Source organism: Haloplanus aerogenes, from assembly GCF_003856835.1.
Taxonomy (GTDB): domain Archaea; phylum Halobacteriota; class Halobacteria; order Halobacteriales; family Haloferacaceae; genus Haloplanus; species Haloplanus aerogenes.
The window spans coordinates 1319312-1344924 of the sequence record NZ_CP034145.1 but is presented as its reverse complement, the minus strand read 5'-3'; the positions used below and the strand labels follow the sequence as shown (position 1 = coordinate 1344924).

31 protein-coding genes and 1 tRNA gene are annotated in these 25613 nt (G+C 68.0%); 17 read left to right on the top strand and 15 right to left on the bottom strand.

All coding sequences use genetic code 11. The features are described from left to right. Positions 1 to 21: 21 nt before the first annotated feature. Positions 22 to 846 (top strand): SDR family oxidoreductase, encoded by an 825-nt coding sequence (locus DU502_RS06855; protein WP_121920730.1) that lies wholly within the window; start codon positions 22 to 24, stop codon positions 844 to 846. A 10-nt stretch (positions 847 to 856) separates the two neighbouring features. On the opposite strand, the gene DU502_RS06850 is transcribed toward DU502_RS06855, so the two are convergent. Further along, a complete protein-coding gene (locus DU502_RS06850) occupies positions 857 to 1996 on the bottom strand; it encodes an ArsA family ATPase (RefSeq protein WP_121920731.1) in 1140 nt (379 codons plus the stop codon). 79 nt (positions 1997 to 2075) lie between these two features. On the opposite strand from DU502_RS06850, the gene DU502_RS06845 reads away from it, so the two are divergent. Then, positions 2076 to 2435: a hypothetical protein gene (locus DU502_RS06845; protein WP_121920732.1), complete on the top strand. Its 360-nt coding sequence runs from the start codon at positions 2076 to 2078 to the stop codon at positions 2433 to 2435. Here the strand turns inward: DU502_RS06845 and DU502_RS06840 are convergent. Next, positions 2432 to 3529 carry a pyridoxal phosphate-dependent aminotransferase gene (locus DU502_RS06840; protein WP_121920733.1) on the bottom strand — a complete coding sequence of 366 codons (1098 nt, stop codon included), beginning with the start codon at positions 3527 to 3529 and terminating at the stop codon, positions 2432 to 2434. The two genes, DU502_RS06845 and DU502_RS06840, sit on opposite strands and share 4 nt — an antisense overlap. Before the next feature lie 85 nt (positions 3530 to 3614). Here DU502_RS06840 and DU502_RS06835 point away from each other — a divergent pair, with 85 nt between their 5' ends. Both DU502_RS06835 and DU502_RS06830 read left to right on the top strand, forming a co-directional pair. Continuing rightward, on the top strand, positions 3615 to 4124 hold the full coding sequence (locus DU502_RS06835; protein WP_121920734.1) for a metal-dependent hydrolase: 510 nt from the start codon (positions 3615 to 3617) through the stop codon (positions 4122 to 4124). Position 4125: 1 nt separating this feature from the next. Beyond that, positions 4126 to 4950 carry a hypothetical protein gene (locus DU502_RS06830; RefSeq protein WP_121920735.1) on the top strand — a complete coding sequence of 275 codons (825 nt, stop codon included), beginning with the start codon at positions 4126 to 4128 and terminating at the stop codon, positions 4948 to 4950. Here DU502_RS06830 and DU502_RS06825 read toward each other — a convergent pair. From DU502_RS06825 to DU502_RS06815, 3 genes are all read right to left on the bottom strand, one after another. After that, the gene (locus DU502_RS06825; protein ID WP_121920736.1) at positions 4947 to 5681 is read right to left on the bottom strand and encodes a PHP-associated domain-containing protein; all 735 of its coding nucleotides are present in this window, start codon (positions 5679 to 5681) and stop codon (positions 4947 to 4949) included. The two genes, DU502_RS06830 and DU502_RS06825, sit on opposite strands and share 4 nt — an antisense overlap. 119 nt (positions 5682 to 5800) lie before the next feature. Next, complete coding sequence (locus DU502_RS06820) at positions 5801 to 6238, bottom strand: transcription elongation factor Spt5 (protein WP_121920737.1); 438 nt, start codon at positions 6236 to 6238, stop codon at positions 5801 to 5803. Position 6239: 1 nt separating this feature from the next. Continuing rightward, entirely contained in the window at positions 6240 to 6413 is a 174-nt protein-coding gene (locus DU502_RS06815) for a protein translocase SEC61 complex subunit gamma (RefSeq protein WP_121920738.1), read from the bottom strand. A 146-nt stretch (positions 6414 to 6559) separates the two neighbouring features. Between DU502_RS06815 and DU502_RS06810 the strand changes: the two genes are divergently transcribed. Further along, positions 6560 to 8128, top strand: a complete 1569-nt coding sequence (locus DU502_RS06810) for a pentapeptide repeat-containing protein (protein WP_121920739.1) — start codon at positions 6560 to 6562, stop codon at positions 8126 to 8128. A gap of 96 nt (positions 8129 to 8224) precedes the next feature. Here DU502_RS06810 and ftsZ read toward each other — a convergent pair whose 3' ends face one another. Together ftsZ and DU502_RS06800 are read right to left on the bottom strand one after the other, a co-directional pair. Further along, positions 8225 to 9382, bottom strand: coding sequence for a cell division protein FtsZ (gene ftsZ, locus DU502_RS06805; protein ID WP_121920740.1), 1158 nt, complete (start codon positions 9380 to 9382; stop codon positions 8225 to 8227). Positions 9383 to 9510: 128 nt separating this feature from the next. After that, entirely contained in the window at positions 9511 to 10860 is a 1350-nt protein-coding gene (locus tag DU502_RS06800) for a D-aminoacyl-tRNA deacylase (RefSeq protein ID WP_121920741.1), read from the bottom strand. A 159-nt stretch (positions 10861 to 11019) separates the two neighbouring features. Here DU502_RS06800 and DU502_RS06795 point away from each other — a divergent pair, with 159 nt between their 5' ends. The 6 genes from DU502_RS06795 (at position 11020) to DU502_RS06770 (ending at position 15582) form a co-directional block, all read left to right on the top strand. Continuing rightward, complete coding sequence (locus tag DU502_RS06795) at positions 11020 to 11415, top strand: universal stress protein (protein ID WP_121920742.1); 396 nt, start codon at positions 11020 to 11022, stop codon at positions 11413 to 11415. A gap of 102 nt (positions 11416 to 11517) precedes the next feature. Continuing rightward, on the top strand, positions 11518 to 12693 hold the full coding sequence (locus DU502_RS06790; RefSeq protein WP_121920743.1) for a sodium:calcium antiporter: 1176 nt from the start codon (positions 11518 to 11520) through the stop codon (positions 12691 to 12693). 37 nt (positions 12694 to 12730) lie between these two features. After that, a complete protein-coding gene (locus tag DU502_RS06785) occupies positions 12731 to 13549 on the top strand; it encodes a shikimate dehydrogenase (RefSeq protein WP_121920744.1) in 819 nt (272 codons plus the stop codon). Positions 13550 to 13673: 124 nt separating this feature from the next. Next, positions 13674 to 14237, top strand: a complete 564-nt coding sequence (locus tag DU502_RS06780) for a helix-hairpin-helix domain-containing protein (protein WP_121920745.1) — start codon at positions 13674 to 13676, stop codon at positions 14235 to 14237. Beyond that, the gene (locus DU502_RS06775) at positions 14238 to 15113 is read left to right on the top strand and encodes an aminotransferase class IV (RefSeq protein ID WP_121920746.1); all 876 of its coding nucleotides are present in this window, start codon (positions 14238 to 14240) and stop codon (positions 15111 to 15113) included. Between the two features lie 46 nt (positions 15114 to 15159). Further along, positions 15160 to 15582 (top strand): Rieske (2Fe-2S) protein, encoded by a 423-nt coding sequence (locus DU502_RS06770; RefSeq protein WP_121920747.1) that lies wholly within the window; start codon positions 15160 to 15162, stop codon positions 15580 to 15582. 70 nt (positions 15583 to 15652) lie between these two features. Here DU502_RS06770 and DU502_RS06765 read toward each other — a convergent pair whose 3' ends face one another. The 4 genes from DU502_RS06765 to DU502_RS06750 all read right to left on the bottom strand — a co-directional run bounded on the left by DU502_RS06765 (position 15653) and on the right by DU502_RS06750 (position 17517). Beyond that, positions 15653 to 15877 carry a hypothetical protein gene (locus tag DU502_RS06765; protein WP_121920748.1) on the bottom strand — a complete coding sequence of 75 codons (225 nt, stop codon included), beginning with the start codon at positions 15875 to 15877 and terminating at the stop codon, positions 15653 to 15655. 188 nt (positions 15878 to 16065) lie between these two features. Beyond that, positions 16066 to 16140, bottom strand: a tRNA-Met gene (locus DU502_RS06760). 151 nt (positions 16141 to 16291) lie between these two features. Continuing rightward, a complete protein-coding gene (locus tag DU502_RS06755; protein WP_121920749.1) occupies positions 16292 to 16750 on the bottom strand; it encodes a GtrA family protein in 459 nt (152 codons plus the stop codon). Further along, complete coding sequence (locus DU502_RS06750) at positions 16747 to 17517, bottom strand: glycosyltransferase (RefSeq protein WP_121920750.1); 771 nt, start codon at positions 17515 to 17517, stop codon at positions 16747 to 16749. Before DU502_RS06750 ends, DU502_RS06755 begins: the two co-directional genes overlap by 4 nt. A gap of 84 nt (positions 17518 to 17601) precedes the next feature. Here DU502_RS06750 and DU502_RS06745 point away from each other — a divergent pair, with 84 nt between their 5' ends. Continuing rightward, positions 17602 to 19920, top strand: coding sequence for a DUF2298 domain-containing protein (locus DU502_RS06745; RefSeq protein ID WP_121920751.1), 2319 nt, complete (start codon positions 17602 to 17604; stop codon positions 19918 to 19920). A 43-nt stretch (positions 19921 to 19963) separates the two neighbouring features. On the opposite strand, the gene DU502_RS06740 is transcribed toward DU502_RS06745, so the two are convergent. Then, positions 19964 to 20227 (bottom strand): HAH_0734 family protein, encoded by a 264-nt coding sequence (locus tag DU502_RS06740; protein ID WP_121920752.1) that lies wholly within the window; start codon positions 20225 to 20227, stop codon positions 19964 to 19966. A 91-nt stretch (positions 20228 to 20318) separates the two neighbouring features. On the opposite strand from DU502_RS06740, the gene DU502_RS06735 reads away from it, so the two are divergent. Next, positions 20319 to 21167: a proline dehydrogenase family protein gene (locus DU502_RS06735; RefSeq protein WP_121920753.1), complete on the top strand. Its 849-nt coding sequence runs from the start codon at positions 20319 to 20321 to the stop codon at positions 21165 to 21167. A gap of 16 nt (positions 21168 to 21183) precedes the next feature. Here DU502_RS06735 and DU502_RS18200 read toward each other — a convergent pair whose 3' ends face one another. Then, positions 21184 to 21354, bottom strand: a complete 171-nt coding sequence (locus tag DU502_RS18200) for a hypothetical protein (RefSeq protein WP_158601169.1) — start codon at positions 21352 to 21354, stop codon at positions 21184 to 21186. 132 nt (positions 21355 to 21486) lie between these two features. On the opposite strand from DU502_RS18200, the gene DU502_RS06730 reads away from it, so the two are divergent. Beyond that, the gene (locus DU502_RS06730; protein WP_121920754.1) at positions 21487 to 23010 is read left to right on the top strand and encodes an aldehyde dehydrogenase family protein; all 1524 of its coding nucleotides are present in this window, start codon (positions 21487 to 21489) and stop codon (positions 23008 to 23010) included. A gap of 25 nt (positions 23011 to 23035) precedes the next feature. Here DU502_RS06730 and DU502_RS06725 read toward each other — a convergent pair whose 3' ends face one another. Continuing rightward, complete coding sequence (locus tag DU502_RS06725; protein WP_121920755.1) at positions 23036 to 24025, bottom strand: sodium:calcium antiporter; 990 nt, start codon at positions 24023 to 24025, stop codon at positions 23036 to 23038. Position 24026: 1 nt separating this feature from the next. After that, positions 24027 to 24200, bottom strand: coding sequence for a hypothetical protein (locus tag DU502_RS18195; protein ID WP_158601170.1), 174 nt, complete (start codon positions 24198 to 24200; stop codon positions 24027 to 24029). A gap of 148 nt (positions 24201 to 24348) precedes the next feature. On the opposite strand from DU502_RS18195, the gene DU502_RS06720 reads away from it, so the two are divergent. From DU502_RS06720 to DU502_RS06710, 3 genes are read left to right on the top strand one after another with little or no spacing between them, the layout of a single operon-like run. Continuing rightward, a complete protein-coding gene (locus tag DU502_RS06720) occupies positions 24349 to 24630 on the top strand; it encodes a 50S ribosomal protein L44e (protein WP_092631957.1) in 282 nt (93 codons plus the stop codon). Beyond that, on the top strand, positions 24627 to 24800 hold the full coding sequence (locus DU502_RS06715; RefSeq protein ID WP_121920756.1) for a 30S ribosomal protein S27e: 174 nt from the start codon (positions 24627 to 24629) through the stop codon (positions 24798 to 24800). Before DU502_RS06720 ends, DU502_RS06715 begins: the two co-directional genes overlap by 4 nt. Before the next feature lie 7 nt (positions 24801 to 24807). Continuing rightward, entirely contained in the window at positions 24808 to 25608 is an 801-nt protein-coding gene (locus tag DU502_RS06710) for a translation initiation factor IF-2 subunit alpha (protein ID WP_121920757.1), read from the top strand. The last annotated feature ends 5 nt before the right edge of the window (positions 25609 to 25613 follow it).

Below are 25613 nucleotides of genomic sequence, written 5' to 3'. Positions count from 1 at the left end.
CGGCGGGCCGAGGGAGTCGGTGTGCAACCGAAGACCGTCCTCATCACGGGCTGTTCGTCCGGTATCGGTCGTGCGACCGCCGAAGCCTTCCTCGACGAGGAGTGGGAGGTGTACGCCACGGCCCGCAACCCCGCCGACGTGGAGACGCTCGGGGACAAAGGCTGTACCATCGCGACACTCGACGTGACCGAGGACGACGACGTGGAGCGAGTCGTCGACCGGATTCTGGAGGAACAGGGCCGGATCGACTGCCTCGTCAACAACGCCGGCTACGCCCAGTTCGGCCCGATCGAGGACGTGCCCACCGACGCCGTCCACCAGCAGTTCGACGTGAACGTCTACGGTCCCCACCGTCTCACGCGGGCCGTCCTCCCCCACATGCGCCGGCGGCGCGAGGGTACTATCGTCAACATCTCCAGCGCCGCCGGGCGGGTCGCCTTCCCCGGGGGCGGCGTCTACTGTGGCTCGAAGTTCGCCCTCGAAGCCATGACCGACGCCCTCCGCGCCGAAGTCGACGAGTACGGCATCGACGCCGTCCTGATCGAACCCGGCCCCGTCGACACCGCGTTCACCCGGCGCGCCGAGGAGGAAATCGAGGGCGTCGAGCGCTCGGGCGCCTACGAGTCGTTCTACGCCGTCTTCGAGGACACGCAGGCCATCGGCGGCGGCGGCCCGGGTGCGGTGTCGCCCGAGCGAGTCGCCGAAGACGTGGTGAACGCCGCGAGTTCGACCAAGCCGGCGAGTCGCGTGCCGGTCGGGACGCTCGCGCGGGTGACCGTCCTCGGGCGGTTCGTCCCCGACCGCCTCCGCGACCGGCTGTTCGGGCTGATGGATCGGCTGCAGTAGGCGACGACGGCTACGCCAGACAGGCCGCGACGACCCGCAACGCCCGCTCGCCCCGTACCTCGTCGGCGAGCAGCGGCACGCGTTTCACGTCGTGTCCGCGGAACAGGTCGGTCGCCCGGCGCAGGGCACGCTGTTGTACGTCCCACCGGCGCTGGCAGAACTCGCAGTCGTCGAGGTTGGGAGAGACGACCCACTCGGGGTCCACGTCGGCCACGTCCGCGAGGTTCTCCATCACGCGGTTGACGACGACGGTGGTGACCGGAATCGAGAACTCGTCGAGGCGGGCCACCAGTCGCTCGGACTCGACGACGCTCATCTCCTCGGGCACCATGACGACGCGGAAGTCGGTGCGAGAGGGGTCCTGCAACACGGCCCGCAGGCGTTCGATCCGGTCGCGGAGTTCGTCGAGGTCCGGCGCCTCGGCGTCGTCGTCGCCGCCGACGCCGAACATGCCCTTGAACCCCTCCATCATCCCCGAGAACTTCTCGCGCATGGAGAGCAGGCGGCCAACCATCGAGTCGAGCATCTCCGGGAGTTCGAGCAGTCGGAGGGTGTGGCCCGTCGGCGCCGTGTCGATGACCACGCGGTCGAACCGCGGGTCGTCCAGATACTCCAGCAGTTGCCGCATCGCGGCCGCCTCGTCGGCACCGGGCATCGACCCGCCCATCAGCGGGTCGACGGCGTCCTCGCCCAGCATGTCGCCGAGTTCGCCGAGGCCACCGAGAGGAGCACCACCGGGGCCAGCGTCGTCCTCCCCATCAACGCCGATGCCACCGTGCCCGAACATCCCCTCCTCCATCGCCGCCTCGGGGTCGATTTCGGCGGCCCACAGCGGCATCTCCTCGCGGATTCGCGTCGGCCGCGGCGGGATGTCGGTGTCGAGGGTGTCCGACAGGGAGTGGGCGGGGTCGGTCGAGACGACGAGGGTCGACGTGCCGTCGGCCGCGGAGGAGAGCGCCGTCGCCGCTGCCATCGTCGTCTTGCCGACGCCACCCTTCCCGCCGTAGAGGACGTACTCCGGCGCGTCGACGCCCTCGGGGAGGTCGGTCGTCGCCTCGACGGGAATCTCGGCCGATCCGCCGTCGTCGTGGTCGGTCGTCTCGCCCTCGTCGTCGACTTCCTCGACCGGCTCCACGTCGATATCGCTCATATCCGACGGGAGACGGGCCGGACACCTGTACCCGTCGATACGGAGAAAGCACTTACCGACGGCAACCGAGCCGCCCCACATGACCGAGCGTCCCTCCAGTCGGTCGGTCCTCGCCGCTCTCGCCGTGGCGCTGCTCGGCGTGAGTGCGGGGTGTCTCGGAGCGGGGCCGGGTGCCTCGGCGACCGAGACGCCGACGGTGACACCGACCACCACCCCCAACACCGACTGTCCGCCCGCCCTGACCGTCACCGAAGTGCCTGCCGACCAGGTCGACACCGAGTCGGCCGTCGCCTACGCGAACCTCACCGCGGACCAGCAGGCGACGTTCGACCGCGCGCGCAACGGAACCGCCGTCGAAGGCTTCGACTACGCGTGGCGCGACATCGACCTCGTCGAGTACGAGGGTCGGTACTACAACACGGGCATCCTCGTCTGCTAGAAGTCGTAGTCGGCCAATCGGTGCGCGGCCTCCTCGGCCCGGGGCGTGACGAGCGCGAACCGCACCCACTCGTCGTACGTTCCGAAGGTGTCGCCGGGCATGCAGGCGACGCCCGCCTCGTCGACGAGGCGTTCGACGTTGTCCAGCGTGCCGGGGAAGCCCTCGAACCGCGCGAAGACGTAGAAGGCCCCCTCGGGCGCGATGTACTCCGCACCCGCGGCGTCGAGAGCGTCGGTGAAGGCGTCGATGCGTTCGCGGAGGAGGTCACGCGACGCCTCGTAATAGTCGGGGCCAGTCTCCCGAAGCGCGCGGAGCACGGCGGCCTGTGAGGGACGGGCGCCGGTGACGTTCACGAGCATGTGCCGCGTGCGCGCGGCGTCGACGAGATGGGGCGGGAAGACGGCGTAGCCGACGCGGAGGCCCGTCACAGCCATCGACTTCGAGAACGAGTTGGTGACGACGACGTGCGGGGAGTCGAAGGCGAGGGCGCTCTCGAACCGCCCGGAGTAGTCGTAGTGGTCGTACACCTCGTCCGAGATGAGGAGGGCGTCGTGGTCCTCGGCGAGGTCGGCCATCGCCTCCATCGTCTCCGCGTCGTACACCGCGCCGGTCGGGTTGTTGGGGGAGTTGACGAGAACGGCCGCCGTCTCCTCGCTCGCGGCGTCTTGCATCGCCGCCACGTCGAGGCCGCCGTCGTCGGCGACGGGGACGAGGCGCACGTCGGCGCCGAGCATCTGCGCCTTGCCGGGGTAGTAGGGGTAGACGGGGTCGGTCAGGATGATTTCACTCCCTGCGTCGCGTTCGAGCGCTGCTGCTATGGCGAGGTAGTTCGCCTCGCCCGCGCCGTTCGTGATGACGACGCGGTCCACGTCGACGCCGCGACGGGCAGCGATTTCTTCCCGAAGGTCGCGCAGACCGTCGCTCGGCGGATACTGGAACTCGGCGGGGTCGCCGTCGGCGTAGTCATGGAGGCCCTCGCGGAGCGCAGTCGGTGGCTCCCAGTCCGGCCCGCCGCTCACCAGATCGATCACGTCGCGGTCCGCCGCGGCCGCGTACTGCATGATGTGAAAGAAGAGTGGCGTATCGTAATCCATGGTGGTTCTCCGAACGGCCCTCAAATCCCTCTTTCGCTCGCCGATGACCGACACTTTTGAGGGACTGAATCCAAGTCCGGCCCAGATGAACAAAGAAGGACACGTCCTCAACGCGGCGCTGTTGAGCGTCGGCCTCGGCGTCGTACTCGTGTGGCCGACGACGCTCACGGTCGCGACGGTGCTCGAAACCCTCGAAATGGTCGCTCGACTCACGGTACCAATCGTCCTCGGGGCGCTCTTCCCCGACGTGGACACCGCCTTCGGCAGGCATCGCAAGACCCTGCACAACGTGTTCGTCCTCGGCGTCGTCGCCGCCTACCCCATCTTCTTCGACAATCTCCGGTTCGTCTGGATCGGCGTCGCCACCCACTATCTCCTCGACGTGGTCGGGAGTCGTCGGGGCATCGCCTTCTTCTACCCCCTGACGAGTCAGGAGTGGGGCCTCCCCTTGGGCGTCACGACCAGCAGCAAGTACGCCAACCCGGTGACCGTCGTCGTGACGATACTCGAACTCGCCGCCCTCGGCGCCGTCAACGTCTACGTGATGCCACTCGCGAGCGTCGACGGTGCGATGAGCGCCATGCTGCTCGGGTAGCATGACCGATCCAATCGAGTGGGACGACGACGCCGGCCCCCGACTCGACGCCGCCCGCCACGTCGCCGTCGGCGCCGTCGTCGGCGCCGGCTTCCTCCTCGCTGCCGGTGTCCTCCGTTTCATCTGGCGCGCGTTCCGTGCAGGCGCGTACGACCGCCTGTTCGCAGTCGTCGTCGCCCTCGCGGTGGCCCTGTTCACGGGCCGAGCGCTTCTCGGCATCGCCGTGACCGACACGCCGACGGACGACTCGCTCCGGCGTCGGCCGCTCCTCGTCGCCGGCGGCGCGTGGGCCATCGTCCTTGCCGTCGTCGTCCGGTGGCGACCGCTCGTCGCCGTCGCCCTGCTCGCCGGGGCGGGCGTGCTGTGGTTCGTGGTGGGCGTCTGCCTGACGTGCGGCCGGATCGATCCCGCGGCGGGGACGCTCACGTACGGCTTACGGACCACCTCGCTCGACGGGCTGATCCGGGTTCGACGCGTCCCGTTCGGCCCGGTCACGGCGTACTGGCTCGGCTTCGCACACGGATCGGTCGGGAGCGGCGCGCCGCGGACGCTCGTGGTGCCGCGACGGGTCGACGGCGCGGTCAGGGCGGCCCTCGACCGGGCGGCCGCGAGTGAGGACGAAACCGCGAGCGAGGGCGCCCATCACACCCCCGGCCGCATCGAGCGAGCCGTCGCGGCGTCGCTCGGTCTCGGCTGTCTCCTCGCCGGGCCGGTGGCGTGGGTCCTCTTGCCCGCGGATGGCGACGCAACGCTCGTGGCGGGCTATCTTACCCTGCTCGGCGCACCCTTCGGCATCCTGCTCCTGCGGTACGCCCTAGTAGCCTAGTACGCCGTCACGTCGTCGAATCGGCCGTCGTAGGCGATGTGGCTCGGGTGGGTCGGTTCGGTGCCCGAGAGAAAGAGGCGGTCGAGTTTCCCCCACGAGTTCTCGTAGCCGAGGTGGGCGAACTCCGCGAGACAGCGCAGGCGGTGGCCGGCGCCGCGTCGGTGAACGACCTGCCGGGGAGCGTCGGACCGGAGCGCCGCGACGAGGTCGGCCTCGGAGTCGATGGACTCCTCGAAAGTCGTCCACGCCTCGCCGACCGTCCGCCGGAGGTGGGCGTACGACGACCCGAATCCGGGGTGGCCGGTCTCGCGGGCGACCGCTCGCGCCCGGCGATTCTGGTGGGGGAGACACTTCGCGTTGTACGTCTCGACGGCGTCGAACGCGTCGGAATCGGCCGCCACGTCGGCGCGGGAACAGCTGACGTTCAGCATCTCCGGGTGGGGGACGAGGACGGCCGCGTCCTGTCGGTCGAACGCCGAGAGCGCGCCGCGGAACGTGATGAAGTCGGGGACGGGATCGGAGAGGCCGATGGCGAGGAGGTGGCGGCGGTCGTACCACGGCCCGGTAAACACCTCGCGCGCGGGTACGACGAGGAGGTCGTCGTCCGAGAAGCGGGCGGCGCGGGCGCGGATGTCCGGTAAGCGCGTGAAATGCGGGGCGTAGACGAGGGCGTCGAGGCCGCGGGCCTTCGCCCGCGAGACGACACGCTCGTCGAGCACTTTCACGTGCATGTCCACTCGGGTCGATGCTCCCGTCGTCACGGGCGACTCTGCACGGACGGCGCAGTTATGGGTTGCTATTCCGAGGGACTGTTGTCAGCGAAATAGAGAGACCGCGCGGGGACGACAGCCTACCGTTCGTCGCTGTCGAGGACGCGAATCTGATCGCCACGGACCGTGACGGGAATCGGGACGGTCGCCTCGTACAGTTCGACCGTCACCTGATCCTTCCCCTCGTCGATGCGCTGGACGCGGGCCTTCTCACCCTTGAACGGGCCGGCGATGAGTTCGACGATGTCGCCCTCGGCGATGCCCTCCACGTCCGGCGTCGGCGAGAGGAAGTGTTCCACCTCGGTCAGCGAGGAGGTGCCGGGGACGATCGAGCGAGCGTGGGGTATCTCGTCCATCACGCGTTCGAGGACGGCGCTGTTGTCGGCCTCGACCATCACGTAACTCGTGAGCGAGTCGGGCGCGAGGACGGCGTGAATCTCGTCTTCCTCGCGGCTGGCGATCATGTCCGCGACGGTGCGCTCCTGACTGGCCGTGGTCTTGACGGCGAAGATACCCATGCTATGCGCCCCCGGGGAGGAAGGTCATGACAGCGAAGATGACGAAGCCGAGGAGGCCGATGAGAAAGATACCCGCCCCCGCGACCTTGGCAATCTGCGAGAACTCGTTCCACGACGGCGTGCTCGCCATCTTGAGCACGCGGACGTAGCTTGCGAGGTCGTACTTGACGTCCATAGGGGGTCTAGACCAGCCGGCTTTTTCTATCTATTGATAAGGAGATGAGCCACGCGGAAGTGGACGGGTGTCCAAGCAACCCCATCCGGGGTGGCCGGGTACTGGACGTTTAAATACGCGGGGGACGAGAATGTTCGAGAGAACGAATGGTCGAGGCGTCCGGCGATCGGTGTCCGTTCACGTTCGACCCCGCGGAGTGGCGAGCGGAAAACGGACAGTCTAGCCCACTCGATGGGAAGCTACTGAACGAGGACGGGGTGTGGCGCTGTCCGCACGACGCGCCGGAGGGAGCCGACCGGTGTCTGTTCCACCAGCCGGTCGACGCCAAAGACGACCGGGCGGTCGAGGAAGCGTTGCTGTCGAAGATAGACACGATCGGCAAAGAGCCGAAACAGTTCATCGGTGCCCGGTTCGGGACGCTCGACCTCGATCACCGGATCATCGAGTGTGGAGACAATCACAAGATCGACCTCCGGCACGCGCGATTCGAGGGCGAGACGAACTTGCGGTACGCGATCGTCCGCCAGCCCCTCTCGCTCGAAGGGGCGCTGTTTCAGCAACGGCCGATCTGTACCGAGGTCACGTTCGAGGGCGAAGTGTATCTCAGTAAGGCCACGTTCGCGGAGCCAGTCCGGTTCGTCGAAGCCGAATTCGCGGCTGGTGTGTGGGGGTACAAGACGACGTTCGCCGAAGCGAACTTCCACATGGCCCGGTTCGGTGGCCCGGTCGACTTCAGCGAAGCCACCTTCGACAAGGCGCACTTCCGCGAGGCGGAGTTCGAGACGGTCGTCAGATTCAAACTCACCACGTTTTCCCACGCGACGTTCTCGGGGTCCCGATTCGGGGATCGTGTCTACTTCGATCAGGCGACCGTGCCCCACCGCGTGAACCTCCAGAAAACCGTTATCGGAGCATCGGCGTCGTTCGAGGACCTCGACCTCGCTGACGGCAGTTGCTGTATCGATCTGCGCGAGACGGCGATCCCCGACGGCCGACTCTATCTCCCGGAGCACGGAACCCTCGTGTACGACCTCACGAGCGCTCGCCTCGGAAATGTGGAGTTGGCCGACGGTGAGCCACCAACCGCTCTCTTCGATCACTTCCGACTGCTCCATACGACCTTCGACGGGTTCGATTTCGGGAGCTACCGCGAGGCCCTCCACAGTGCCGAGTGGTGTATCCACGACGTAGTCGAGATTCCGGGCCTCGAAGCCACGCGGCCGCCGTCCGATGGCGATCTGGAGAGTACGTATCTCAAGGCGAAAAACGGCGCCAACGAGATTGGAGACACCAAAGCCGCAGCCGAGTTCTTTCGGCGGGAAATGCTCTACAGACGTGAACAGTACTGGCCGACCGTGCTCGATCCGTCGGAACCGATCACGGCGCGAATCGCCGCGGCGGGCCGATGGGGAGCCAACACGCTGTTGAACCTGACGGCGGGGTACGGGGAACGTCCCTCCCGAGTCATCGGGGTGTCCGTGGGCACGATCCTCGTATTCAGCGGGCTCTTCGCGATCGCGCAGCCGATCCCCCCGTACGAGATGCCGATCGGCTATCTCATCCTCAGCCTCGAATCGTTCATCACGCTCGTCCTCGGGGGTGCCGAGGACGTGGGCAGTCCCTGGATCAGACTCCTCGCACAGATAGAGGGCTTCGTCGGCGCCTTCCTCATCGCGCTGTTCGTCTTCACGCTCACGCGGTCCATCCACCGCTGAGTGATCGGCCACCGTCGTACACGTCCGACACCCCGAACTCGCCGGGGTCGTACCGACGAGTGACGAGCGTCCCGCAAAAACTGGTGAGCGACGACGCTACTCGACGTAGTCGATGTCGTCGGCCGGTTCGGGCGCCGGGGCGTCCTCGCCGCGGCCGTAGATCTGTGGCGACTCGACGCCCGTGACGACGATCATCGTCCGCATCGTGCCGTCGAGTTCCTCGTCGATGGAGGTACCCCAGATGATGCGGGCGTCGGGGTCGATCCGGTCGTAAATCTCCTCGACGACGCCCTCGGCCTCTTCGATGGCCATGTCGGTGCCGCCGGTAACGTTGACGAGCGCCGAGTTGGCGCCGGAGATATCCACGTCGAGCAGGGGCGACCGCAGGGCAGAGCGCACCGAGTCCTGTGCCTTCTGCTCGGAGTCGCTCTCGCCGAGGCCGATCATGGCCACGCCGCCTTTCTCCATCACCGTCTTCACGTCGGCGAAGTCGAGGTTGACGAGACCAGGCTTGGTGATGAGTTCGGTGATGCCTTTGACCGAGCGCATCAGCACCTCGTCGGACACTTTGAACGCCTGCCGGACGGGGAGTTTCCCGACCGAGTCGAGCAGGCGGTCGTTGGGCACGACGATGACGGTGTCGGCCACGTCGCGCAGGCGTTCGAGGCCGGCCTCCGCGTTCGTGCGCCGAACTTCACCCTCCGCGGTGAACGGCGTGGTTACGATGGCGATGGTGAGCGCGCCGGACTCGCGAGCGGCCTCGGCGACGACGGGCGCGGAGCCGGTGCCGGTTCCTCCTCCCAGCCCGGCCGTGACGAACACCATGTCCGAGCCCTCGATGGCGCCGTAGATGTCGTCCTGACTCTCGATGGCGGCTTCCTCACCGACTTGCGGGAGCGAACCTGCTCCCCTGCCGCCGGTCTTCTCCTCGCCCATCAGGATCTTGGTGTCCGCTTCCACGTCGACCAAGTGCTGCACGTCGGTGTTGGCGGCGACGAGGTTGGCCCCCTTGATCCCCTCTTCCGCCATGCGGTTGACCGTGTTGCCGCCGGCGCCCCCACAGCCGACGACCGTGATATCGGTCTGGAGGTCCTCCAGTACGTCCTGAAGTTCCTCGTCGGTCATCTTTCCGGTGCGATTCGATCCGTCGTTCGACGCGTCGGGCGCAGGTTCTCGGGTAGCGTCCATGTCGGCCGCGGCCCCATCCCCCGGCTCCTCGGCATCCTCGATTGCATCCTCCACGATGGAGTCCATGGTATGCCCACGCCTTTCGAAGGCAACCACATTATCTTTCCGCCTGTTGTCACGCGCGCGTCTGACGCCCTCGCGAATGGCGAGCTGGCCAGCGTCATGCGCACGTCAGACAATCATATTATTTTTGACTATTCTGTCGTGGTGGCCGGGAACCGGTCGACCCGCTCCGTCTGCACCGACTCGGGGTCGACTCGCTCGCCGTCCACCTCGACCGCCTGCCCCTCGGCGAGACGGCCGAACGCCGGCCCCTCCGGCACGCCGCGGTCCCTGGCGGCCGCCGGGTCGAACGCCGCCGTCCGGGCGACCACCTCGCCGTCCTCGCGCCGCACGTCGTCGTACGAGCCGCGGAGCACGGTCGCCAGTCCGTCGGTCAGGGCGTCAGCCGCGGCGACCGGATCGTCGGCCGGCAGGGCGACCCGACCGCGCGGTCGGGTGCCGCCCTCGGTCGTCTCGAAGGCGACGGCCACCCCGGCGACGGCCGCACGCGCCGCCTCGGCGTCGACGCCGTGGGCCGCGTCGACGAGTTGGGTGGGGAGGTCGGTGACGACGATGGTGTCCCCATCTACCGCGGGAACCACGTCTCCGAACCGGAGTCCGTCGCTCACGTCGTCCATCCGGGCCTCGACCGCCTCGACGACGGGCAGGGGGTGGGCGCTCGTCTCCTGTAACCACGTCTCGGAGACGACGCGGTAGCCGAGGTCGTCGAGGACGTCCGTAAGCCCCGGCCGATCACCTTCGACGAGAGCGTATTCGGTGGCGCTCGCCTCCATCGCCCGCCGGAGTACGTCGCGGTTGGCGGCGGGGTTGCCCATCGCCTCGAGTCCCCAATCGGCGCCGACGTGCCCGACGGCCCACGCCGTCTCGCGGATCACGCGGCCGAACCGGGGAGCGTAGTGGCCGCCGCCGAAGCCCGCGACCTGTTTCTCTCGATCCACGCCGACGCCGTGCAGGTCGAGGGCGGCACGGGCGACGGCCTCGGCCCCTGCTGGGTCGTTCCACTGTTCCTCGGCGCTCCCGAGTTCGACGAACATCGAGGGCACACCCACGTCGGTCGGGCCGTGGTGGGTACACTCGGTGCCGACCTCGTAGCCGTCGGGGGCGTGCCGGTCCAGCGCCGCGACGGCCTCGCTCGCGGCGTTCGGACAGGCGCGGGCGAACTGTCCCGCCTCGCCGCCGTACTCCGCGTCGCCGAAGTTGCCCGTGAAGTGGGCGGTCAGGAGCGGGCCCGTCTCGCCCGAGTGACGGGAGACGACGATCAGGAGGTCGGGGTCATCGAAGGCCGCGTCCGGACGGTCGAGATAGATGTGGAGGTCGTCGAAGGTCCGGAGGGAGAAGCCGTCGGTCCGGTAGTAGGTGCCGCCGCCGTCGGCGTCGGGGCGGGTGTCGTCCGTTCGTTCGGTCCAGTCGCCGATGTCGAGCAACGCCTCGCCGATGTGTTCGGAGGCGCCGTCGGCACGGCTGACGACGAGTGCGATCACGCCGGCAGGTCGGCCGGGGCGGCGAATAACACTGTCGACTGCGACCGGTTCGAGTGGGTCGCCGTCTCGGAGCGGCGGTCGCCCCGGCCGACGGACAGCCGTCGGCGGAAGTTCGTCGATGGGGGAACGCTTATTCCGGCAGGCCGAGGAGGCAGGCCCATGAAAGTGCTCGTGCCCGTCGACGGATCGAAGTGTAGCATGCGCGCGCTCGGCTTCGGGGCCGACTTCGCGAAGCGGTTCGACGCGACGCTCGATGTCGTCCACTTCACTGACTCGCCGGGGTCCGACACCGAACGGCTGAAAGGGAAAGTAGAGGAGGTACTGGAGGCTGAAGGGCTGCAGACCGAGACGGAGGTCATCGGCGACGTCCGCCTCGACAACCTCAAAGCCTCGGATCAGGTCGGGAAGGACATCCTCGAACTGGTCGAGGATCGCGACTACGACCACGTCGTCATGGGCCACCACGGCACCGGCCGGATCGGCAAATTCCTCCTCGGCAGTGCCGCCAATACGGTGTCGAAGTCGGGGAAAGTGCCCACGACGATCGTTCCCTGACGCGCGTCGTCGCCGCGACGGCGGCCGTCACGTCGGGGGATCGGCCGCGACAGCCGAGGATGAAACGGTTTAACTACCTCCCTTCGAAACCGCCGGGCAACAATGTCTGCCAGTCCGCTAACGCTGGTCGTCGGGCAACTACTGCCCCCGACGGTAACGAATCTGACACTGCTCGTGGTGTCGTTCATGCTGTTGCTTCTCGGCGCCGAAATCTTCACGAACGGCGTGGAGTGGCTGGGTCACCGCCTCGGCGTGAGCGAGAGCGCCACCGGGAGCATCCTCGCGGCCGTCGGGACGGCACTCCCGGAGACGATGATCCCCGTCATCGCTATCCTCCAGGCCGTGATGGGGTCGGGATCACAGGAAGCGGCCGACGCCGTCGGCGTCGGCGCCATCCTCGGCGCCCCGTTCATGCTCTCGACCATCGCCATGTTCCTCGTCGGGGCGAGTGTGCTCTACTTCAGCGGGCGACGCAACTTCGGCGCGCAGATGCATTTCAACGAGGAGGCGACCCAGCGCGACCTCTCTTTCTTCCTCGTCGGCTACACGCTCGCCTTCCTCGCCGCGATCATCACGAACGAACTCTTCGGCATCGCCATCGGTATCCTCCTCGTCCTGCTGTATCTCGTCTACCTCGTCCTGTCGCTCCGGAGCGGTGAACTCGTCGAGGGCGAGGAACTGGAGGAACTCCACCTCGGCGAACTCGTCGAAGGCCTCAGCGAGCGGTTGACCTCGGGCAAAACGGGGAACCACGCCGACGACCCCAACACCGTCCTCGTCGTCCTCCAGACGCTCGGTGCACTCGGCATCATCATCGCCGGCGCGCACATGTTCGTCGGGCAGACGACGTGGGTCTCCGAGGAGATTCTCAACATTCCAGCCGCGGTGATCGCCCTCCTCATCGCGCCGCTGGCGACCGAACTCCCCGAGAAGTTCAACAGCATCATCTGGATTTCGCGGGACAAGGACACCCTCGCCCTCGGGAACATCTCGGGCGCGATGGCGTTTCAGGGTACCCTTCCCGTCACCCTCGGCATTCTCTTTACCTCGTGGGACCTCTCGCTCACGTGGGGGACGACCGGCTTCCTCAACGCCTTCTCGGCAATTCTCGCCATCATCAGCGGTAGCATCCTCTACCTCCGCGCACGCAACATCAAGGAAGGGAACATGAGTCCGTACCCCTTCCTCATCGGCGGCGCGTTCTACGCGCTCTTCCTCGTCGTCCTCCTGTATCACGTGTTCGTGATCGGGATTTCGGCAGCAGGCGCCGGCCACTAGGGAAAGGGCTTTTGTCCGGTTCGGCGCACGGAGAACCATGCACGTCTTCGGCCTGATCGGCAACCCCGTCGGCCATTCGCTGTCGCCGCCGATGCACGAGGCGGCCTACGACGAGTTGGGAATAGACGCCAGATACGTCACTTTCGAACCCGACGCCGACGCCGTCGAAGACGCCATCGAGGGCGCGGCCGCCCTCGGAATCGACGGCCTCAACGTCACCATCCCGTTCAAACAGGACGTTCTCGACCTCGTCGACCCCGACGATCTCGCCACGCGCATCGGCGCAGTCAACACGGTCGACTTCTCGACCGATCCGCCGCGCGGCTACAACACCGACGCCGCGGGTGTGCGGCGAGCGTTCGACCACCACGACGTGTCGCTCGCCGGCACGGACGCCGTCGTCGTCGGCGCCGGCGGCGCCGGTCGGGCCGTGGCCTTCACCCTCGCCGACGCCTGCGACACCGTCCACATCGCCAACCGAACGGTGGACACGGCCGAGTCGCTCGCGGCCGACGTGCGCGAGGGCGCCGCGGCGACGGTGACCGGCGGCGGCCTCGACACCCTCGCCGACCGGGTTCCCGCCGCCGACGTTCTCGTCAACGCGACGAGCGTCGGGATGGAGGAAGACGAGACGCCGGTGCCCGCCGAGCTGCTCCACGGCGATCTGGCCGTCCTCGACGCGGTGTACGCGCCGGTCGAGACGCGCCTGCTCCGGGACGCCGCGGGCGTCGGCGCGACCACCATCGACGGCGGATGGATGCTCCTCTTTCAGGGTGTCGTCGCCTTCGAACACTGGACGGGTCGGGACGCCCCCGTCGACGCGATGAACGCCGCCCTTCGATCCCACCTCGGGTAGGAAGTATCGAAAGTCACGATAGATTCTCGCCTGACCGTCCCGGCGAGAATCTATCGACAGTTACGATACTCCCGACGACCCGCCTCGAATGTTTTTAAGTATCGGGCCGCCGTAACTTTCGGCAATGGGACTATTGGACACGCTCCTGTCGTTGCTCGGACTGGGTGACTCGTCGTCGTCGTCGGACGACGACCGGCGAGAGACGACCGTCAGCGTGGAACGAGAGGCGAACACGGAGACGGAAGCGGCCGTCAAAGGGACCGACGAGAGCGACGAGGCGAGCGCTGCCGGGACGGACGCGGCAGCGTCGACCGAGTCGCTCGTCGACGGGGAAGGCGAGGCGGCCGAACCCGCCGAAGCGGTCGATACCGAGAGCGTCGAGACGGAACTCGACACCGCCGAATCCGAGTCACAGGGGGAGACGACGAGCGAACACGAGGCGACCGTCGACATCGAGGACGCGGAGGAAGATGCCGCGGCTGAAGCCGAAGCCGAAGCGACGGCCGGCGGAGACGAATCCGTCGAGGTCATCAAAGGTATCGGCCCCGCGTACGCCGAACGGCTGTCGAACGCGGGCGTCGACTCCGTGGCCGACCTCGCGGCCGCCGACGTGGCGGAACTCGCCGAGGCGGTCGACCTCTCCGAGAAACGGGTCGGCCGCTGGATCGACCGCGCCAAGGAACGCTAGATGCAGTACTACGTCGACGGGAGCCTCGTCGACGCCGAGGCCGCGGCGCTCCCGGTCGACGACCGCGGTCTCTCCTTCGGGGACGCCGTCCGCGAACCCCTCCGCGCCGTCGACGGGACGCCCGTCGCGTGGCAGGCCCACGTCGACCGCCTACTCGACGCGTGTGACGCGCTCGGATTCGACCCCGGGGTCGATGCCGCGGAGCTGCGGGACCGCGTAGCCGAGACGCTCGCCGCCAACGATCCGGACGACGCGCTCGTCCATCTGTCGATCACCCGCGGACGCGAGCAGAGGACAGCCAGTTCCAGCCTGCTGGATCGCGCTCGGCCGCCGACCGACCCCGATCCGACGGTCGTGGTGACGGTCGACCCGCTGTCGAGCGAACGCACCCCCGTGGCGCTCCAGACCGTCCGCACCCGACCGATCGGACCGGTAGCGGTGCCCGCTGCCCCCGTCACGCACAACCGCCTCGACGCGGTGCGCGCGCAGGCCGAACTCCGGCAGGCCGCGCCGCCGGACGACGACCCGGCGGACGAGGCACTGCTTCTCGCTGACGAGGCACACGTCGTGGGCGGGACGGCAAGCGATCCCGTCTTCGTCGCGGACGACGCCCTCCGCCTGCCGGCGCTGGACGACTGGCCGGCACGGACGGCGACGCGGGCGGTCGTCCGTGACCTCGCCCGAGCCGAGGGGTTCCCCGTCGTCGAGGGCGACTACACGCCCGCCGACTTCCGCGCGGCCGACGAGGCGTTCGTCGCGGAACCGACCGCTGGCGTCCGCCCCGTCGCGCGACTCGACGGCGTGGCTGTGGGTGGCGGTCCCCTTACCCGCCTCCTCGCACACCTGTACGACGAACGTGTCGTCGGGGACGACTAACGGTCGAACGCGGAGTATATATCCCGTCGCCCGATACGGACGGGCGATGGCGCTGGCACCCGATTCTCGGATCACGTCGCTCGACGCCGTGCCCGCCGATACGACCTACCTCTTCACCGTCCGCGACGACGAGGGCGACCGGCGTGAGGCAGTCCTCGTCCGAACCGAGGACGGGGTGCGTGGCTGGTTGAACTACTGTCGGCACCTGCTGGACGTACGGCTGGACAAAGGGGACGGCGCCCCGATGCGCGACGGCGAACTCGTCTGTGCGAACCACGGCGCGTACTTCGAGGCCGACACCGGCTACTGCACGTTCGGACCGTGCGATGGCGCCACGCTCGAAGCCGTCGACACGACCGTCGACGACGGCGACGTGTACCTGACCGACGAGGACTACACGTTCGTCGAGAGCGGACCCATGGACGACGGCGACGACGGGCCGTCGAACACCTCGAACGTCGAGTTCTAACGGCGCGTTCGTACGTCGCCGGATCGCAAGATTGCGTGCAGTCCGGCGTGCGAACAGTTACGAACGCTCCTTAGTCGCGCTGCCAGACGTACACCACGAGCGCGAGCAGTCCGCCGAAGAAGGTGAGGAAGGTGAGGCCGCCGACGGCGAGCGCCCAGAACGCCGCCCGGTCGTCGCCGCGTTTCTCCGCGTCCGTGTAGACCCAGTAGGCCATGACGAACGGGATGACGAGGAGGATGATACCGATTATCAACAGCTCTGGACCACCGGGGAGACCCATCTGGAGGGGGACCATGGGTGTGGCGTCTCGGCGGTGAGTGTTAAAAGTGAGCGACTGCGGGCGGTAGATTTGAACGACGCCGAGACGTTCCTGCTCGCTTCGCTGCGCGGGCTGCGACTCGTCTGGTTCAAATCTACGGGTATTTTCGAGCGACCGGCTCCCTCGTCGCAGAGCTCCTCGGTTGCAGGTGATCGCTCGAAAAATAGCGGGAGGTAGATTTGAACTACCGATCTCCGGGTTATGAGCCCGGCGGAATCTCCTGGCTATCCCATCCCGCTACCAGAGTCGAATCCAGTCGCGGCATTAAGGGTTGTGATTCGCGTACCGGATGTCGATCAGCGCACGCGTTTATAGAGTTCATCGGAAGTCACGATAGATTCTCGCTGGGACGGTCGAGCGAGAATCTATGAACAGTTACGATGATCCCTATCACTCGGCACCGACCCGCCACGTGAACAGCCCCTCGGTGAGGTAGTTGAGGAGCATCCCACACCCGATACCGATGGCGTTCGCCACCGTCGGCCAGAGGTCGGCGCCCGCGATGACGAGTCGGATGTCGGTCCACGAAGTCAACGCCGTCAGGACGGCGAAGCCGACGATCAACCCACCAGCACGCACGAGATGCGACTTGAGGTAGCGCCGGAATCGAGGGAGCAACCCCGCTGCCCCGGCTTCCGCGAACGTCCACCGGTCGTTGATGAGGAACATGAGGGTGATCGACACCTCGGCGCCGACGGCCTTGGCGAGTTGCGGGACGAATCCGTAGCCAGCGGTCAGAATGGCGACGACGATAGTCTCTGCAGTGGCGCCGACGGCGCCGACGGAGACGAACTGTCCGAACCGAATCCCGGAGTAGAGTTCCTCCAGTTTGCCCAGCCCGCCGCTCATCGGTGATCACGGTCGACGAGCGCGGGCGTCGACTCACGCGGTCGGTCGAGGAGCGAGTGGAGGCGGTCGTTCCGGAGGAGACGCGCTCGGTGGCGGGAGACGACCAGCCCACGGGCGAGGCGGAGCGTCGTCCGCACGGGGGAGACGGTGGATTCGGGGCGGTCCTCCCAGACGACGGGCACCTCGACGATCCGGCAGCCGACCGCGTCCGCGACGGCGAGGAGTTCGATGTCCCACGCGAAGCCGGGTTCGTGGAGGTGCGGGCGGATGCGGTCCCACGCGTCGCTGGTGAGCGCCTTCGCGCCACACTGGTAGTCGTAGAGGTGGATGTCGAGGAGGCGACGGGCGAGCCACGCGAAGCCGTCGCCGAGGTAGCGGCGAGCGACCGTCTGGTGAGACTGAACGGTCGCGTCGGGGTGGCGACGCGACCCTGCCGCGAGGTCGGCATCGCCGTCGACGACCGGGCGGATCACGTCCGCGATGGAGGTGGCGGGCGTGCTCCCGTCGGCGTCGGCGAAGGCGAGTACGTCGGTCGACAGCGCTTCGAAGCCAGCGGTGATCGCCGCGCCCTTGCCCCGGCGGCTCGACGCCTCGTGGAGCGTGACGGGGAGGGACTCGATCCGGTCCCGGACATCAGGGGTCGCCGCGTCGAGTTCGACCCTGATCTCCTCGGGACCGACGGCCTCGTGGAGGGCACGGACGTACGCCCCGAGGCGGTCGACGTCCGGATGGTACGCGGGGATCACGACCCCCACGGAACGGCTCATGGGGACTCCTTTCGTTACCGCGGTAAAAAACCGACCGACTTGGGATCACAAACTGTTTACCGACGCTGGGCACCAATCCGGTCGATGGAGTACGGTCTCGTCGTCCGGTGGCTGGTCGCCTACGGTGTCCTCGCCGCGCTCGGTCGCCCCGTCGCTGCCCGCCTGTGCTCGACGCTTCCCGGCCGCGGCGTCGGGTTCGCGCTCCCGACCGCGCTCGTCGTCGTCGGCACGGTCGGCTACTGGGTCGGCCACCTCACCTTCGGTCCGGCCGCCCTCGCCGCCGGCCTCCTCGCCCTCGTCGCCCTCGCCCTCCTGACCGGCCTCGACCGCGACGCCCTCCGCGAACGCCGCCTCGAACTCGTACACGGCGTCCGCCCACCCCGGCGGAGCGCCGAGGCGGCCGTCGTCTTCCTCGTCGCCTTCGCCTTCGTCGTCGCCGTTCGTGCCGTCGACCCCGCGGTCTACCCGCTCGGCGGCGAGAAGTTCCTCGATTTCGGGCTGCTGAAGACGCTGGACCGCGCGACGGTCCTGCCGCCCGAAGACATGTGGTTCGCGAACGAACCCGTCGCCTACTACTACGGCGGCCACCTCCTGACGGAACTCCTCTCGGACCTCACCGGCACGGCACCCCGCTTCGCCTACAACCTCTCGCTCGCGGGCTTCTACGCCACGCTCGTGAGCGCCGCCTACGGACTGGCCGGCGCCGTCGCGAGGGAACGCGCCGACGCGTGGCGGCCCGCCGCCCTCGCCGCCGCCTTCTTCGTCGGCATCGCGAGCAACCTCGTCACCGTCAGCCGCCTCGTCGTCGCGGCGCTCCCCGGAGGGATGCAGGCCGACCTCGCCGCCGCCATCGCTGCCCGGTCGCGGTACTCGACCGACGCCGTCCTCGGCGGCATCGACTCCTTCTCCTACTGGACCGCCAGCCGCGTCATCCCCGGCACGATCAACGAGTTCCCGCTGTTCGCGTGGCTGAACGGCGACCTGCACGCGCATATGATGGGGACGCCCTTCCTCCTGCTGGGTGCGGCCATCGCCTTCGCACTCTATCGGACTCCCCCGCGAGACCTGCGACGACGGCGCACGCTCGTGTTCGTCGCCGTGCCCCTGCTCGCGGGCCTGCAGACCGTGATCGATACGTGGAGTATGCCCTCCATCTTCGGCCTCCTCTTTCTCGCCGTCGCGCTCGGCTCGGCCGATCCGTGGCCCATCCTCTCCCGCCGCGTCGCGGCGTGGCGACGGGCGCGCGACGACGACCCCCTCGTCGACGAACTCGGTCATCTCGTCGGCGCCATCGGCGTCACCGCCGTCGCGGGCATCCTCGGTGCCGCCCTCGCCCTCCCCTTCCTGCTCGGAGCCGCGAGCGGCCGCGAAGTGGCCATCCTCGCCGCCGCCGAGCGGACGAGCCTCCCCGGCCTCCTGCTCGTCCACGGCGCATTCCTCGTCGTCTTCTACGCCTACCTGCTGGATCGGCTGGCGGTCGACCGTGTCCTACCGCTCGTGATCGGCGTGGCCATCCTCGGTCTGCTCGCGGCCACGGCGAATCTGGCCGTCGCCGTCGCCGTCGGCCCTCTCCTCGCCCTCGGCTGGGCCGCCTGTCGGACGGATCGTCCGGTCGGCTTCGAGACGGTCCTGATCGTCGCCGGCGCCGGACTGGTGGGCATCGTCGAACTCGTCTACGTCAAAGAGCAGGCCGGTCCCCTCCGGATGAACACGGTGTTCAAGACCTACATGCAGGTGTGGGTGCTGTGGGGCGTGGCCGCAGGCGCCGCGCTCCCGGCGTTCGTCCGGTGGGCCGGCGACCGAACGCCGTCGATCCCGGGGACGCGTTCGCGCTGGCTCCGGGCCGCCCTCGCGGTGGCCGTCGTCCTCGCCACCGTCCCCTACGCCGGCCTGGCGCTCTCGTCGCATTTCGCCGGGGCCGCCGAGCCGACGCTCGACGCCACCCGCTTCGTCGAGCGCGACCACCCCGACGAGGCGCCCGCCATCGCCTACGTCGACGACCTGTCCGGCCAGCCGACGCTCCTCTCCGCACCGGCAACGGGCCGCTATCCCGGGCCGGGCGGGGAGTATCCCGCACCACCCGGGATGTATAGCTGGGACTCCAGCCCGGCCGCCAGCCTCACGGGCGTCCCGACGGTCGCCGGCTGGCACCACGAGGTCGGGTACCGGGGCGCCGAGGCGTATCTGGCCCGCGTTCGGGACGTGGACGCCGCCTACACCGGGTCGCCGGAGCGGACAGTCGCGGTACTCGAACGCTACGACGTAGAGTACGTGTGGGTGGGGCCGGCAGAGCGCGCCCGCTACGGCTCGGTGACGTTCGACGGCGTCGACGGGCTGACGGCCGTCTTCCAGAACGAGGCGGTGACGATCTATCGGGTCGACGATCCGCAGGTCGACCGGTAGGCCGTACCGTGGCCGACCGGCAGACGAACGCCGCGACTACTCGCTACGACTGCCGGCCGAGCGACGACACCACGTCGAGCGCGTCGGCGTCGATGGAGTCTACGTCGAGCCAGTGGGGTACGTACTGACGCTTCTCGAACGCCTCCCGTTCGTCGGGCGTGCCGATGGTACACCAGAGCTGTACCTCCTCGGGGCCGTGGTAGTCGCCCTGACGCTGGATCGAGAAACAGACCTGCTCCTCGCCGTCGTAGTCGATGACGGCGTCCTTGCGGATGCCGGGGTCCCCCCTGACGATGAGGTACTGCATAGACGGCCGTTCGGCGAGTCCGGGCTTAATCGCTTCGATGGCCACTCGACGGGGAGACGGGGTTTTGGTCGCTCATCCCCTACGTTCACTCATGCTCCCCCCGATCGCGGACCGATTCGTCGCCGGCGAATCGATCGACGGCGCCGTCGCCCACGTCCGTGACCTCGACGACGCGGGCATCGCGAGCATCGTCAACCTCCTCGGCGAACACTACGACGACCCCGAAGACGCCCGGGCGGACACGGAGGAGTATCTGCGCCTGCTCGAGCGGTTCCCGGACACCGCCCACCCACCGAGCATCTCGGTCAAGCCCTCGCAACTCGGCCTCAATATCGGCGAGGACGTGTTCCGGGACAACCTCGCCCGAATCGTCGAGGTGGCGGCCGCCGCGGACACGTTCGTCTGGATCGACATGGAGGGCCACGAGACGACGGACGCGACGGTCCGGGCCTACGAGGCGCTCGCCGAGCAGCACGACGGGGGCGTCGGCATCTGTCTGCAGGCCAACCTTCGACGCACGGCCGACGACGTGACGCGGCTGGGCGACACGGCCGGGAAAATACGGCTCGTGAAGGGTGCGTACGACGAACCCGAATCGATTGCCTACCGCGACGGCGCGGCGGTCGAGGAGGCGTACCGACACTTGCTCCACCGGCTCTTTACCGACACGACGGTCGGCATCGCCGTCGCCACCCACGACGAGGAACTGATCGAGTACGCCCTCGACCTAGGCGACCAGTACGACCGCGACTACGAGTTCCAGATGTTGATGGGCGTCCGCGAGGACCGCCAGCGGGAACTCGCCGCCACCGAGACGGTCTATCAGTACGTCCCCTACGGGAGCGCGTGGGCGTCGTACTTCTACCGGCGGATCAGGGAGCGCCGCGAGAATCTCCGATTCGCGCTACGGGCGGTCGTGGACGCGTACAGCCCGGTCTGACCGTCAACGTGCATCGTCAGTTCCTCACCTCGGCCCAGAAACCGACGGCCGCGGCGACACCGGCGCCGAGGCCGACGAGGAAGCCGATGTCGGTACCGAGCAGAGCACGACTCACGACGCCGACACAGAGCCACGCGGCGAGACCGGCGACGAGCGGTGTGACGATGCGCGAACGGCGCCACGGCATCGCTGGGAACGTCGTCGCCGCCGGCGAAATAGCTATTGGAAGGTTTTCAGTTTCGTCGAGGATAGCTCGTCGTTCGTGTCCCGAGACGACGCCAACAGTTAGTTTATCCGAACGCTTCGCCTACCGTGGGGCATGGTAGCAGGCACCGAACCGTTCGAACAGTACGTCGACGGCGAGTGGGTCGGCGGCGAGGGCGAACCGTTCGAGAGTACGAACCCGGCGACCGGCGAGCGAATCGCGACGTTCGAACACGCGTCGTCGGTGGACGTGGCGCGGGCCGTCGAGGCGGCACGGGCGGCCGCGCCGGCGTGGCGCGAGCGGTCGTACGTCGGCCGCGCCGAAGTGTTGTGGGACGTGTACGCGGAACTCCGCGAGCGAAAGGAAGAGTTGGGCGAAATCGTCACCCGGGAGTGCGGCAAGGAGATCAGCGAGGGGCTCGCCGATATCGAGGAGGCGGCGCACATGGTGGAGTGGGCGGCGGGCAACGCCCGGCATCCCCACGGTGACGTAGTGCCGAGCGAGATCGCGAGCAAGGACTCCTACATGCGGCGTCGCCCGCGCGGCGTCGTCGGGTGTATCACGCCGTGGAACTTCCCGGTCGCCATCCCCTTCTGGCACATGGCGGTGTCGCTGGTGGAGGGCAACACGGTGGTCTGGAAGCCCGCGGAGCAGACGCCGTACTGTGGCCGGATCGTCGCCGAGATGTTCGACGACGCCGGCGTGCCGCCGGGCGTGTTCAACATGGTGCAGGGCTACGGCGAGACGGGCGCCGCCCTCGTCGAGGGCGACCGCGTCGACACCATCCTGTTCACGGGATCGGCGGAGGTGGGGAACCTGATCGACGAGACGCTCGGCGGGCGCCCCGGTCGCACCTGCTCGCTGGAGATGGGCGGGAAGAATGCCGTCGTCGTCACCGAGGCGGCCGACCTCGACATCGCCGCCCACTCGGCGGTGCTGTCGGCGTTCAAGACGACCGGCCAGCGCTGTGTCTCCGCCGAGCGCCTGATCGTCCACGAGGACGTGTACGACGAGTTCCGCGACCGCTTCGTCGACGCCGCGGAACGCATCGCCGTCGACGACCCGCTGGACGAGTCGACGTTCATGGGGCCGCTGATCGACGCTGACCAGGTGTCGAAGTTCCGCGAGTACAACGACCTCGCCCGCGAGGAGGGCGCCACCGTCCTCGTCGACCGGAGCGAACTCGCCGCCGCCGAGATTCCCGAGGGTCACACCGACGGCCACTGGGTCGGTCCCTTCGTCTACGAGATGGAGTACGATCCGGACAGCCGCGTCCTCCGCGAGGAGGTGTTCGGCCCGCACGTCGCCCTGATTCCTTACAGCGGCGGTATCGAGCGGGCGGTCGAGATTCACGACGCCGTAGAGTACGGCCTCGCGGGCGCCATCGTGAGCGAGGACTACCGGCAACTCAACTACTACCGCGACGAGGCGCAGGCGGGGCTGGCGTACGGCAACCTGCCCTGCATCGGCGCCGAAGTCCAGTTGCCGTTCGGCGGCCTCGGCAAGTCGGGGAAGGGGTCGCCCTCGGCCCGCGAGGTAATCGAGGCGGTCACGGACCGGACGGCGTGGACGCTGAACAACGAGCGAGACATCGAGATGGCGCAGGGGCTGTCGGCGGAGTTGCGGTTCGAGGAGTGACGGAACGCGGCGTCTCCGTCGGCGGTCACTGTCCGGGGAACAGGAGGAGTCGCCCAGAGATGAACACGAAGTACAGCCCCAGCAGGTACCCCCCTTCCGTCCGCGTTAGCCGTCCCGTTCGTCGGAACCGCACCCAGCCGAGCAACACCCCGCCGACACCCAGTTTGAAAGGCAGATCCCAGAGGACGACCACCGGCGGGACGTAGTACGTGGAGACGACGCCACCGAGGCCGATGCCGACCAGCGGATTGACGATGTTGCTCCCGACGAGCGTGCCGAGCGCGACGTTGGGTGCTCGGCGGCGGACGGCGTCCATCACGGTCGTCAGTTCCGGAAGCGCGGCCGCCACACCGATGGTCACCACGCCGACCGTCGACCCGCCGAGTGCGAGCATGTCGACGACTGTCCCGACGACCGAGAGCACGAGCGAGGCGGCGAGCAAGACGAGAACGAGCAGGCCCGTGGCCACGAGCGCGTCGCGCCGTGGCCGTTCGCTCGGTCGCTCGCGGATCGTCCCCGTCGGCTCACGGTTGGAGACGCTCACGAGGACGTAGATAAGGTAGAGCGCCAGCAACACCGACCCGTCGAGTCGGCTGATCGACCCGTCCCACGCGACCAGCAACGTCGCGAGTAGCGCGCCGAGCATCGGCAGGTAGCTCCGGCGCACGAACGTCCGGGTGAGCGGGAGGCTGCCACAGGCGATGAGCAACACGCCGACGAGCAGAAACTGCTGGACGGTCGAGGAGCCGGTGTTTCCCCCGATGACGACGGCGGAGGCGACCTGATAGTCGAGGACGCCGGAGAGGATGCCGAGCGACGCGACGAGGTGGGCACTGAGTTCCGGCAGACTCGTCCCCAGCGCGAGGACGGTCATCCCCACGAGCACCTCGTCGATGTCGTAGTACTCCGCGAGTGCCAGCAGCCGGTCGATCGCTCGACTCGCCGCCGTCACGAGGGTGTACAGGGCGACGGCGCCGACGGACACCTGCGTGAGGAGTGCGCCCGAGACCGACATCTCAGCGCTCGGACAGCCAGGTGTCTTCCCACGCTCGCTCGACGGCGTCGTCGAAGGGTTCGGCGGCCCAGACCGGACAGTTCTCGCACTCCCAGATCTTACAGACGGTGCCGTCGCGGTTCACGACGCCGACGGACGCCCAGACGTGCGCCTCACAGGTCTCCTCCGTGGACATGTGAACGTGCTGATGGCTGCGGGCGATAAAAGTCTACCCTCGTGACCCCCCGTAACGCGCCGACAGCACGGGTGGGCGTGGACGACCACGCCGCCGAACCAAACGGGTTTTAACGCCCGACGCGAAATTGCCGGCAAGGTAGATATCTATGCAGATGCCACGCCGATTCAACACGTACTGCCCGCACTGCAACGGGCACTTCGAGCACGAGGTCGAGAAAGTGCGTCGCGGTCGAGAGACGGGGATGAAGTGGATCGACCGACAGCGCGAGCGTAACACGTCCACCATCGGGAACGCCGGCAAGTTCTCGAAGGTGCCGGGTGGCGACAAGCCGACGAAGAAGACCAACCTGAAGTACCGGTGTTCGGAGTGTGGCAAGGCCCACATGCGCGAGGGCTGGCGCGCCGGCCGACTGGAGTTCCAGGAATGACGGGGAGCTTCTTCACCGTCGAGTGCGCGGACTGTGGCAACGAACAGACCGTCTTCGGCAAGGTGTCGACGACGGTGAACTGCGCGGTCTGTGGCAGCACGCTCGCCCGGCCGACCGGCGGCCAGACCGCGTTCGAGGGCGAAGTGGTCGACACCGTCGAGGCACGCTAGCTCCACCATGAAGTACAGTGGCTGGCCCGATCAGGGTGAACTCGTCGTCGGCAAGGTCGACGAGATCACCGACTTCGGCGTGTTCGTCGACCTCGAGGAGTACGAGGACAAGCGCGGGCTCGCGCACATCAGCGAGGTCGCCAGCGGCTGGATCAAGAACGTCCGCGACCACGTCCGCGAAGGACAGACGGTCGTCGCGAAAGTGCTCGACGTCGACGAGGGGTCCCAGCAGATCGACCTCTCGATCAAGGACGTCAACGAGCACCAGCGCAAGGAGAAGATTCAGGAGTGGAAAAACGAGCAGAAGGCGGACAAGTGGATGTCCATCGCCTTCGGCGAGGAGGTGTCCGACGAGCGCTACGGCGAAATCGCCGACGCCCTCCTCGCGGAGTTCGAGAGCCTCTACGACGCCTTCGAGTCGGCGGCGATCCACGGCGCCGAAGCGCTCGACGACGTCGACCTCGACGACGACGACGTGGAGACTATCGTCGCAACGGCCCGCGAGAACGTCTCCGTCCCCTACGTCAACGTCACGGGCTACGTCGATCTGGAGTGTCCGAGCGGCGACGGCGTCGACCACATCAAGGAGGCGCTGAAGGCCGCCGAGGGTAACGGTGACGTGAGCGACGAGATCGAACTCTCGGTGTCGTACGTCGGGTCGCCGGAGTACCGCATCCAGGTCAAGGCGCCCGACTACAAGACCGCGGAGTCGGAACTCGAAGCCAGCGCGGAGCGGGCCCGCGAGGCCATCTCGGCGGCCGGCGGGACGGCCCGGTACCACCGCGAGCGCGAGACCGACGACGAGTAGCGCAC

Bases quoted from the DNA above. Each gene is read 5' to 3' on its own strand.
- DU502_RS06850 (WP_121920731.1), bottom strand. From the start codon at position 1,996: ATGAGCGATATCGACGTGGAGCCGGTCGAGGAAGTCGACGACGAGGGC.
- DU502_RS06845 (WP_121920732.1), top strand. From the start codon at position 2,076: ATGACCGAGCGTCCCTCCAGTCGGTCGGTCCTCGCCGCTCTCGCCGTG.
- DU502_RS06840 (WP_121920733.1), bottom strand. From the start codon at position 3,529: ATGGATTACGATACGCCACTCTTCTTTCACATCATGCAGTACGCGGCC.
- DU502_RS06835 (WP_121920734.1), top strand. From the start codon at position 3,615: ATGAACAAAGAAGGACACGTCCTCAACGCGGCGCTGTTGAGCGTCGGC.
- DU502_RS06830 (WP_121920735.1), top strand. From the start codon at position 4,126: ATGACCGATCCAATCGAGTGGGACGACGACGCCGGCCCCCGACTCGAC.
- DU502_RS06825 (WP_121920736.1), bottom strand. From the start codon at position 5,681: ATGCACGTGAAAGTGCTCGACGAGCGTGTCGTCTCGCGGGCGAAGGCC.
- DU502_RS06820 (WP_121920737.1), bottom strand. From the start codon at position 6,238: ATGGGTATCTTCGCCGTCAAGACCACGGCCAGTCAGGAGCGCACCGTC.
- DU502_RS06815 (WP_121920738.1), bottom strand. From the start codon at position 6,413: ATGGACGTCAAGTACGACCTCGCAAGCTACGTCCGCGTGCTCAAGATG.
- DU502_RS06810 (WP_121920739.1), top strand. From the start codon at position 6,560: ATGGTCGAGGCGTCCGGCGATCGGTGTCCGTTCACGTTCGACCCCGCG.
- ftsZ (WP_121920740.1), bottom strand. From the start codon at position 9,382: ATGGACTCCATCGTGGAGGATGCAATCGAGGATGCCGAGGAGCCGGGG.
- DU502_RS06795 (WP_121920742.1), top strand. From the start codon at position 11,020: ATGAAAGTGCTCGTGCCCGTCGACGGATCGAAGTGTAGCATGCGCGCG.
- DU502_RS06790 (WP_121920743.1), top strand. From the start codon at position 11,518: ATGTCTGCCAGTCCGCTAACGCTGGTCGTCGGGCAACTACTGCCCCCG.
- DU502_RS06785 (WP_121920744.1), top strand. From the start codon at position 12,731: ATGCACGTCTTCGGCCTGATCGGCAACCCCGTCGGCCATTCGCTGTCG.
- DU502_RS06780 (WP_121920745.1), top strand. From the start codon at position 13,674: ATGGGACTATTGGACACGCTCCTGTCGTTGCTCGGACTGGGTGACTCG.
- DU502_RS06775 (WP_121920746.1), top strand. From the start codon at position 14,238: ATGCAGTACTACGTCGACGGGAGCCTCGTCGACGCCGAGGCCGCGGCG.
- DU502_RS06770 (WP_121920747.1), top strand. From the start codon at position 15,160: ATGGCGCTGGCACCCGATTCTCGGATCACGTCGCTCGACGCCGTGCCC.
- DU502_RS06765 (WP_121920748.1), bottom strand. From the start codon at position 15,877: ATGGTCCCCCTCCAGATGGGTCTCCCCGGTGGTCCAGAGCTGTTGATA.
- DU502_RS06755 (WP_121920749.1), bottom strand. From the start codon at position 16,750: ATGAGCGGCGGGCTGGGCAAACTGGAGGAACTCTACTCCGGGATTCGG.
- DU502_RS06750 (WP_121920750.1), bottom strand. From the start codon at position 17,517: ATGAGCCGTTCCGTGGGGGTCGTGATCCCCGCGTACCATCCGGACGTC.
- DU502_RS06745 (WP_121920751.1), top strand. From the start codon at position 17,602: ATGGAGTACGGTCTCGTCGTCCGGTGGCTGGTCGCCTACGGTGTCCTC.
- DU502_RS06740 (WP_121920752.1), bottom strand. From the start codon at position 20,227: ATGCAGTACCTCATCGTCAGGGGGGACCCCGGCATCCGCAAGGACGCC.
- DU502_RS06735 (WP_121920753.1), top strand. From the start codon at position 20,319: ATGCTCCCCCCGATCGCGGACCGATTCGTCGCCGGCGAATCGATCGAC.
- DU502_RS18200 (WP_158601169.1), bottom strand. From the start codon at position 21,354: ATGCCGTGGCGCCGTTCGCGCATCGTCACACCGCTCGTCGCCGGTCTC.
- DU502_RS06730 (WP_121920754.1), top strand. From the start codon at position 21,487: ATGGTAGCAGGCACCGAACCGTTCGAACAGTACGTCGACGGCGAGTGG.
- DU502_RS06725 (WP_121920755.1), bottom strand. From the start codon at position 24,025: ATGTCGGTCTCGGGCGCACTCCTCACGCAGGTGTCCGTCGGCGCCGTC.
- DU502_RS18195 (WP_158601170.1), bottom strand. From the start codon at position 24,200: ATGTCCACGGAGGAGACCTGTGAGGCGCACGTCTGGGCGTCCGTCGGC.
- DU502_RS06720 (WP_092631957.1), top strand. From the start codon at position 24,349: ATGCAGATGCCACGCCGATTCAACACGTACTGCCCGCACTGCAACGGG.
- DU502_RS06715 (WP_121920756.1), top strand. From the start codon at position 24,627: ATGACGGGGAGCTTCTTCACCGTCGAGTGCGCGGACTGTGGCAACGAA.
- DU502_RS06710 (WP_121920757.1), top strand. From the start codon at position 24,808: ATGAAGTACAGTGGCTGGCCCGATCAGGGTGAACTCGTCGTCGGCAAG.